Consider the following 8,884-nt stretch of genomic DNA (forward strand, 5'->3'; position numbering starts at 1 on the left):
CATGCCTCCCTCATTTTTTAGCCCTGATACTACGTGGACTGGAACTCAAATTCTCTTAAGTGAACAGCATTGCGCCGCCGGCGGGATTTTTGTCGGTGGGCTGGCCCCGCCTCGTTTCACGTCATGGAATAGCCAATGGTGTTGTCATCCGAATTACTGGCCGGCATCCTGGAAGAGGTGCGTCCGCTGCTCGGGCAGGGGAAGGTGGCCGATTACATTCCCGCCCTGGCCCAGGTGCCTGCCGACCGGCTGGGGATCGCGGTCTGTACCGTTGAAGGGGAACTGTTCACCGCAGGTGACGCTTTCGAGCCCTTCTCCATCCAGAGTATCTCCAAGGCCCTGAGCCTCACGCTGGCCTTGACCCTCTATCAGGAGGAGGAGATCTGGGCCCGGGTGGGCAAGGAGCCCTCCGGTCAGCCGTTCAACTCCCTCGTCCAGCTGGAGTTCGAGCAGGGCATTCCCCGCAACCCCTTCATCAACGCCGGTGCCCTGGTGGTGAGCGATCTGCTGGAAACCCGGCTCACCGCTCCTCGCCAACGCACTCTGGAGCTGGTGCGCCGCCTGTGCGGCAACCCGGCCATCATGGCGGATCAGGTGGTGGCGCGCTCCGAGTACCAGCACTCCGCCCGCAATGCCGCCATCGCCTATCTGATGAAGGCCTATGGCAACTTCGAGAACGAGGTGGACAAGGTATTGCAGAGCTACTTCAATGCCTGCGCCATCCGCATGAGCTGCGTCGATCTGGCACGAGCCTTCGTCTATCTGGCCAACCGGGGTGTCCCTCTTGGCGAGAGCACGCCCCTGCTGCCGGCCCGGACCACCAAGCAGGTCAATGCCCTGCTCGCCACCTGCGGCCTCTATGACGAGGCGGGCGACTTTGCCTACCGGGTCGGCATGCCGGGGAAATCCGGGGTGGGGGGCGGCATCATGGCGCTGATCCCGGGAGAGCTTTCCATCTGCGTCTGGTCACCCGAGCTCAACAAGGCGGGCAACTCCCTGGCCGGGACGGCGGCGCTGGAGCTGCTGGCCGAGCGCCTGGGCCGCTCCATTTTTTAACTCTCTTCACTATGCATCGAGACGACATCATGAAACGAATGACTGGACTGTGGCGAAGCTGCCTGACCGCCTTGCTGCTCTGGTGTGCCTGGCCCGCGCTGGCCGCCGAGCTGCCCCCGCTCTCCCTGGCGGATGCCAAGGGGAAGGAGGCGGTGATCCTGGATACCCGCCCGAGCTATTTCTATCAGGGCTGGCCCATGGACGGGGAGAAGCAGGGGGGCCATGTGGCCGGTGCCGAGCTGCTCTCCGCAGAATGGAAATACAGTGACGAGGAGTGGCCTGTGGCGCTTGCGAGCAAGGGGCTGAAGGCCGACAAACCCGTCGCCCTCTATGGCACCCCTCGCGAGGTGGCCGAGGTGGCCCGTCTGCTGCGCCAGCAGGGCATCAAGCAGCTGTTCGAGCTGCAGGGATGGAAAGAGGCGCCCCGGGAGCATCTGGCACGCTGGCAGCAGCTGGTCCATCCGCTCTGGCTGGCGGACTTGCAGGCAGGCAAACCGGTCATCGCCGCCCCCAAGGGGGAGTGGAAGGTGTTCGAGGTGGACTGGGGATCCCCCAAGGCCTATCTGCTGAGCCACATTCCGGGAGCCGGCTACATCGACACCAACCGGCTGGAAGGGGAGCCGCTGTGGAACAAGGTCTCTGACGAGGCGCTCAAGGCGCTGCTGCTGGAGAACGGCATTCGTCATGACACCACCGTCATCCTCTATGGCCGCAACACCATGGCGGCGGCCCGTGCGGCCCATCTGATGATGTATGCGGGGGTCGAGGATGTGCGGCTGCTGGATGGCGGGCTGGAGGCCTGGTTTGTGCAGCATCTGCGCACCGAGACCGGTCTGGCCAATACCTTCAAACCGGCCAGGGAGTTTGGCGTGGCCATCCCCGCCCGTCCCGAGTTCTACACCACCCTTGACCAGGCCAAGGCTCTGCTCAAGCAGCCGGACGGCGCCCTGGTCAGCGTGCGCACCTGGGACGAGTTCGTGGGCAATACCTCGGGCTACAGCTACATCAAGCCCAAGGGGGACATTCCCGGGGCCAGATGGGGTCATGGCGGGGTGGATGCCAACAGCATGAGCGACTTCCACAACCCGGACGGCACCATGAAGCCCGCCCGCGAGATCCTCGCCATGTGGGATGAGTGGAATATCGAGCCGACCCAGCAGGCCGCTTTCTACTGCGGCACCGGCTGGCGCGCCTCCGAGGCGTTCTTCTACGCCTGGTTGATGGACTGGAAGCGGATCAGCGTCTACGACGGCGGCTGGTTCGAGTGGAGCATGGATCCGGCCAACCCCACCGTCACCGGCGAGCGCAAGCCTGCCGAGTGATGTTTGCACCGATGGAAACCAGAGGCCGGACCCATGTCCGCAATGCTGTTCAGATAAGCACTTTTTTGACTGATTATTCATAAATTGGATTTGAGTTGAGGGGGCAAGGCTGTGTCCAGTCGATCTTCCTCCAGCCTTTATCCAGCGGGGCTTGCAATAGAAAGAGGGAGGCATCATGCCTCCCTCGCTTTTTTGTCCTGATACTACGTGGACTGGAACTCAAATTCTCTTAAGTGAACAGCATTGGACCCATGTCCGGCCTTTTTCATTGGTGCATCCTGGCATATCCCACTGTCAATTCGCTGTTCAGCCTCGCTGTTCTCATATTCTGGCGGCACTCATTCGGGGGAAGGCGCCTGAGCTAGGCTTCAAGAAACATCCTCGTCCTGAGGATGCCAGAGGGAGAAGAGGCGAGCGATGAAACGACTGACGATGATCCTGGTGTGTGCCCTGGGACTGGTGGCGTGCAGCTCCCAATACATCATGAGCACCAAGGATGGCAAGATGATTGCCACCGACAGCAAACCCAGGTTGGACGAGACCACAGGCATGTATCGCTATTACGATGAAGAGGGGCGGGAGGTGCATATCAACAAGGACGACATCACCCAGATCATGGAGCGTTGAGGCTCTCCTCAAGCAACAAGGGCTGCCCGCGGGCAGCCCTTGTTATTTTTGGCGCTCATGCCGTCTGGGGTACTTGACGGTTGACCTGGCCGGCAAACAGCTGGTGGAAGCGGGAGTGGGAGTTGGCCAGCAGGCTCACCGGCGAACCCTGCTCCACCACGGTGCCGGCCTCCATCACCACCACCTTGTCCACCGACAAGAGCGGCTCCAGATGGTGGGCGATCACCAGATAGCTGGCCTCCGGCCGGTAGCGGTAGAGCAGCTCCGCCATCTTGCGCATGCCGCCGTGATCGAGGTCCGAGGTGGCCTCGTCCAGCACGATGAGCGGTCGGCGCGACAGCAGGATGCGGGCGATCACCAGCAACTGGGTCTCGCCGGCGGAGAGTTGCAGCCTGTCGAGATCCTCATCCAGCCGCCCGGCGCAGCGCTCGGCGAGGCCCACCCGGGCAAGCGCCTGCTCAAGCATGGCGTCCTCATGCTCGGTCAGGGGCGCCAGGTTGGCACGCAGACTACCGAAGAAGGTGAGCGGGATCTGGGAGACGGTGTCGTAGAGATCACGCACCGCCTCCGGTGCAAGTCGTGACAGTGGCTGATTGCCGTAGAAGATCTCCCCCTGGGAGGCGGGATACATGGCCTGCAATACCCCCAGCAGGGAGCTTTTGCCTGCCCCGGTACGCCCGCACACACCCACCTTTTCACCTGGGGCCAGTTCGAAGTTCACCTTGTGCAGCGCCCACTGGCTGGTCTGGGGGTAGCGCAGCCCCAGGTTGTCGAAGCGCACTGCGGGGTGAGGGGTGGCGAGGGCCTCTCCCTCCTGGCGTTCGCTCTCTATTTCGCTGTATTCGCGCACCCGCTCTACCGCGTTCATCACCTGTTCCACTTCGGCAAAGGTGCGGATGAGGGAGTTGAGCATGGCGGAAGCGGTAAAGGCATAGGTGATGGCCACGGCCCCCAGCAGCGGGCTGTTGCCAAAGGCCACCATGAGTGCCACGGCCCCCACCAGGGCGGCGGAGAGCAGGGTCTGGTGCATGCCGAGCCAGCGGTTGATGGAGGTGGTGGTGTACCAGCTGCGCAGGTTGTTGTCATAGTGGTGCAGCACCTGGTCCAGCGCGAAACGCTCGGCCCCGGCCAGGCGCAGGGCGGGGGCGCCGCGGATGGTCTCGCTGATGCTGATGTAGAGCGGGGAGCGCAGCACCGAGGACTGGCGCCGCAGCTTGAGTTGCACCGCCCGGTAGCGGCGCTGCAACACATAGAGCGCCCATCCCACCAGGGGGGCGATGAGCAGCAGCAGGGGAATATTGATGCCGATCACCACCACCTGCAAGGCCACGGACACCAGCATGCCGAACAGTCCCACCAGCATGGAGAGCAGCATCTCCTGCGCCTCCCCCAGATCCCGGTCGAAGCGGTTGAGGATGCGCCCCTGGGGCACCTTGTCGAAGAAGGCCATGGGGGCGCGGCTGATGCGCCCCAGCATGCCGTCAAACAGGGTCCAGGCCAGCTTGAGGCCGAGTTTGTAGTTGATGACTCGCACCGCCATGATGCAGGCGAGGGAGCCCGCCCCCAGCAGCACATAGATGCCGAGCAGGGTCGTGACGTCGCTCACCTCGGCCTTGCCGCCGAGCCAGAGATCCGAGGCGATGCGCAGCCCCTCCTGGCCCAGGGTGAGCAGCAGGACGAGCAGGATGGCACCGGGGGCGGCGAGGCGCTGCCACATGAAGCTAAACAGTCCCCAGTCCACCTTGCCCTCCACCACTTTCTCCTCGCTGAACTGCTCCGCCTCCTGAGGGGGCACCGGCGGGGCGGGCTGGGGATGCTGGACAAGATCCGCCAACTGGTGGGCATCGAGCTCCACCAGGCGCCCCTGCTCGATGCGGATCACCCGATCGCACCTGGCCAGCACATCCGGGTCGTGGCTCACCAGGAGCCGGGTCGGCCCCGGCTTGAAGGCGAGCCCCTGCTCCAGTACCTGGGCCGCGACCATGGGGTCGAGCGCAGACAAGGGGTTGTCCAGCAGCAGGATATCGGCCCGGGCGTAGAGGGCGCGAGCCAGGGCGACCCGCTGCTGCTGGCCGCCGGAGAGGCGGGTGCCGAGCTCGCCCACCAGGGTTTGATCCCCGTGGCTGAGCAGCGCGAGATCGGCCGTGAGGGCGCAGGCGCCGAGCACCCAACGATAGCGCTCAGCGTGCCAAGGCTGGCCGAACAGGATGTTGTTGCGGATGGTGTCGTTCATCAGCCAGGGCTTGTGGCCCAGATGGGCAACCCGGCCGTGGCGACGGATGCTGCCGGCAAACTCGCTGTCAAAGCCGGCAACCAGATGCAGCAGGCAGCTCTTGCCCGCCCCGGTGGCCCCGGTGATCCCCACGAGCTCCCCCGGTGCGATGGCGAGGTTGGCTCCCTCGAGCACCGGTTTTTGCTGGTGCAGGGCACTGACGCCTTCCAGGTGGAGGGCCCCCGCCGGCAGGGCGGGATCATCGAGTTCCCGGTGCTGCTCCGGGCTGTTCAGGAACTCGCACAGCCGGTTGAAGCCGGTGTTGAAGTTGATCAGGGTGCGGATGAGGTAGGGCAGTCGCATCATGGGAATGCGCAGCACGGTAAACAGGGCGATGGTGGTGAACACCTGGGGCAGGGTGAGGGTGTTGCCCGACGCCAGGTAGGTGGTGAAGGTGGCCAGGGTCACCAGCAGGGGAGTGCTCAGCATCAGCCCTTCGTTGATGGCATCGAGCCTGAGCACCCGGCCCAGGACCCCCAGCTCCTGCTGGCGCTTGGTGTTGGCCGCCCGGGTGAAGAAGGGGCCAAGCCCGTTCTGGCGCACCAGCCGCAGCTTCTTGATGTATTCCGCCAGGATGCCGTTGCGCTCGTCCTGTTGACGCTTGAGCTGCTGCTCCTGCTGGTTCATGCGCCGTACCACCCGGGTGGAGATGAGCAGCAGCAAGGCCAGCACCGCGAAGCCCACCAGACCGGCACTGCCCACCTGCCACACCAGCAGGGCGATGGTGCCGATGAGTTGCAGCGCCATGGTGACCGGCATGGCGGGGTCAGCCAGGATCCAAGTGATATCCCACACGTCCCGGTTGATGAGGTTCTGAACCCGGCCGCCGGCCCTGTCGTCGAAGCTCTTGCCACCCTGCTTCATCACCTTGGCGAGCAGGGATTCGGCCAGCAGACGGCGGATGGGCACGTGCATCTTGAGGGCCAGTTGCAGGGAGTGCTCCGCCAGCATGCCGGCGGCGAGCACGGAGGCGAACAGGGCCAGGGCCAGCAGCAGCTTGTGGCCGGTGGTGGCATCGGTGCCGAGCTGGGTCATGCTGTGGTTGAGCAGCCAGGGGCTGGTCAGGGTGGCGAGCATGCCGAGCAGTTGCAGCAGGGTGAGCAGGCCAATCCGTCCCTTGTAATGGCGCCAGATAAAGGCGGTCAGGGGCCAGGGGCGCACCGGCTGGCGGGCAGTGAGCGCGAGGAAGGCGTCGGCGCGGCCGTCGCGCCTGTCTTCCGGCAGCAGGGGATAGAGATCGTCGAGACTGACCTGGGGCTGGGTCAGCCCCTTGCGCAGCAGCGGGCCGGTCCAGCGATAGAAGAGGCGACTCAGCCAGCCGGCCGAGATTTCCGGATGATCCAATGGGTGTCCTTGTTGTTTTGTGTTGCTTCCATGGGCGGGGCGGCTCATGGGCCGCCCTCGAACTTGTTGTCTTGCTGCGGGCGTGCGCCCGGCGGGATCAGCGATCCCGGTTCATGCGGATGAGACGGTCCAGGATCCGCTCGCCATCGACCCGCAGGCCGTTGTGTTCGTACTCGTTGGTGATCCAGGCGCGGCTGTTGCCAAGCCCCTTCAGGGTGTCGCGGCTGAAGTCAAACTCCACGAACATGTCCTCGGCATAGACGGCGCAGGCCACCGGCACAGTGTTGCGGGCCAGCTGCGCCGGATCGTAGAGGGGGCCCCAGTCCGCTTTCTGGGCCAGCAGGTGGGCGGCCTCCTTCAGGGGAATGAGCTCGCGGAACTGCTCGAACATCCAGGGGAAGATCATCTCGCCGGTGAAGGCGAAATCTTTGCCGGGCGCCCAGGCCAGGGCAGGAAACTCCCTTCTCACCCGCTCGGCCGCCCAGTTGCTGGCACTCCCTTCGCAATAGATGAGCTCGTGCAGGATGGCGAACACCGGGTTGGTGTTGAACGGCTGCATGGCCTGCACCTGATAGAGGAAGGCGGGGTTGAGGCGTTCGCCGATGAAGGCGTCTTCCAGCAGGTAGTAAAGTGCCTCGAAGGCGCCGCTGGCCCCCAGATCCAGCCCCTGCTGCTGCAACTGCTCCACCGTCAGGCGCTGGCCGTTGGGCAGGCGCACGTCGTGGTGGTGCAGGTGGTTGGCCAGCCGGTTGGCCAGGGCCTGGGCATGGGGGAAGCGGGTGAAGAAGGCGCGGTTCTTGTCCGCCACCCGCTGGTAGGTGGCGCGGTAGACCTCATCCGCACTGCGCACGATGGGTGCCACCCCGCCGGTGAGGTAGACCTCGTGCAGGCTCCGCGGGAACAACGAGAGGTAGGTGAGGCTGCAAAAGCCACCGAAACTCTGGCCGAGCAGGCTCCAGGGGCGCCCCGGGCTCAGCACCTCGCGAACGTACTCGGCGTCGCGCACTATGCTGTCGGCGCGAAAATGGCCGAGGTAGTCCGCCTGCTCACTTGGGGTCATCCCCGCCAGGGCGTCAGCACTGATGGGGGTGGAGTGGCCGGTGCCGCGCTGATCGAGCAGCAGCACCCGAAACTCCTGCAGGGCCCGCTTGATCCAGCCGCCATCGGCGGTCGGGCGAGGTGCGCCAAACCCCGGGCCCCCCTGCAGATAGAGCAGCCAGGGCAGGTCATCATCCAGCTTGTCCTTGCGGCAGAGGGTGCGGCCAAACAGGGTGAGGGTCGCCTCCTCGTCGGGATGCTGGTGGTCGAGGGGCACGGTAAAAAAGTGTGGCTCGCAATGGATGCCATCCAGCACATAGTGCAAGGGGCTGCTCATCTGGGGTCTCCCTGAGGGTAGGAAAATCGTCGGCCTCATCATAGCCCTGGCGCAGGAGCGGGTCACGCCAGTTTTCCAGATTGTTAACAGAGATGGAGTCTGAGGTCGGTGCCGTACAAGGTGTGGTTTCGCCGCGGTTGACGGCGGGCTGCAACTGGACAAAGATGAGCCGCCTGCCGGGACGGGCAGGGATAGGTCAGCACCCCGGGTGCAGGAAACTGGATGGAGTTGGCTCGATGAAGCCGAGATGGATACGTGTTCGCAAGAGACGCACACAGAGGGATCCGGAGGGGGTGCTGCAGGTGGGTTTGCTGGTGTTCAGCGCCACCTGTGGTGCCACTCTGTTGCTGGCGGCCTGCAACGGCGGTTAGCTGAGTGAAACAGACCCGCTTGTCATGAGCGGGTTTTTTCATGCCGGAGCAGAAGGTCGGGACCTGCCTGTAGCCCTTTGCTGACGCGGGTTTGCGGTATGCAGAGTACGGCTGCTATGGTCAATTTACGACCGGATCCACAGAGGGAGGCGATCATGAACAGTCGTGAAAAAGTCCTGGCTCATTTGGCCACAGATCACCGGGTTGCAGGATTGACCGCCGGCGAGGCACTGGCTGGCATGAGCCACTCGATGAGTTCGCTCCTGCTGCAACAGGATCAGCACTTCTTCCGCCGCCATGCGGACGACCCTTGCCACGAAGTCGCCCGGGCCTGCTCGGCCGGACACGTATGGCATGGGGACGAAAACCACTACTAGCCCCGGCATGTGAGTAAATGACAGATGCAAAAAGGCCCGCTCATCTGAGCGGGCCTTTCGAATTTGGCTCCTCCTACTGGACTTGAACCAGTGACATACGGATTAACAGTCCGCCGTTCTACCGACTGAACTAAGGAGGA

General features: G+C 64.1%; 7 protein-coding genes and 1 tRNA gene. 5 read left to right on the plus strand and 3 right to left on the minus strand.

Features of this window, described 5'->3' with window-relative positions:
• The first annotated feature begins 135 nt into the window (after window positions 1–135).
• The 3 genes from glsB (at window position 136) to OKC30_RS18240 (ending at window position 3,005) form a co-directional block, all read left to right on the plus strand.
• On the plus strand, window positions 136–1,056 hold the full coding sequence (glsB, locus tag OKC30_RS18230) for a glutaminase B (RefSeq protein WP_010675499.1): 921 nt from the start codon (window positions 136–138) through the stop codon (window positions 1,054–1,056).
• Window positions 1,057–1,094: 38 nt separating this feature from the next.
• A complete protein-coding gene (locus OKC30_RS18235) occupies window positions 1,095–2,378 on the plus strand; it encodes a sulfurtransferase (protein ID WP_420359769.1) in 1,284 nt (427 codons plus the stop codon).
• Window positions 2,379–2,795: 417 nt separating this feature from the next.
• On the plus strand, window positions 2,796–3,005 hold the full coding sequence (locus OKC30_RS18240; protein ID WP_160838373.1) for a YgdI/YgdR family lipoprotein: 210 nt from the start codon (window positions 2,796–2,798) through the stop codon (window positions 3,003–3,005).
• Window positions 3,006–3,060: 55 nt separating this feature from the next.
• On the opposite strand, the gene OKC30_RS18245 is transcribed toward OKC30_RS18240, so the two are convergent.
• Window positions 3,061–6,621 (minus strand): ATP-binding cassette domain-containing protein, encoded by a 3,561-nt coding sequence (locus OKC30_RS18245; RefSeq protein ID WP_160838375.1) that lies wholly within the window; start codon window positions 6,619–6,621, stop codon window positions 3,061–3,063.
• A 97-nt stretch (window positions 6,622–6,718) separates the two neighbouring features.
• A complete protein-coding gene (locus OKC30_RS18250; RefSeq protein WP_160838377.1) occupies window positions 6,719–7,996 on the minus strand; it encodes an alpha/beta hydrolase in 1,278 nt (425 codons plus the stop codon).
• A 236-nt stretch (window positions 7,997–8,232) separates the two neighbouring features.
• Between OKC30_RS18250 and OKC30_RS18255 the strand changes: the two genes are divergently transcribed.
• Window positions 8,233–8,367 carry a hypothetical protein gene (locus OKC30_RS18255; protein WP_080560565.1) on the plus strand — a complete coding sequence of 45 codons (135 nt, stop codon included), beginning with the start codon at window positions 8,233–8,235 and terminating at the stop codon, window positions 8,365–8,367.
• A 155-nt stretch (window positions 8,368–8,522) separates the two neighbouring features.
• Window positions 8,523–8,744, plus strand: coding sequence for a hypothetical protein (locus OKC30_RS18260; RefSeq protein WP_010675494.1), 222 nt, complete (start codon window positions 8,523–8,525; stop codon window positions 8,742–8,744).
• A gap of 64 nt (window positions 8,745–8,808) precedes the next feature.
• Here the strand turns inward: OKC30_RS18260 and OKC30_RS18265 are convergent.
• A tRNA-Asn gene (locus OKC30_RS18265) sits at window positions 8,809–8,884 on the minus strand.

Source organism: Aeromonas sp. QDB18, from assembly GCF_027705325.1.
In the GTDB taxonomy this organism is placed as follows: Bacteria; Pseudomonadota; Gammaproteobacteria; order Enterobacterales; family Aeromonadaceae; genus Aeromonas; species Aeromonas caviae.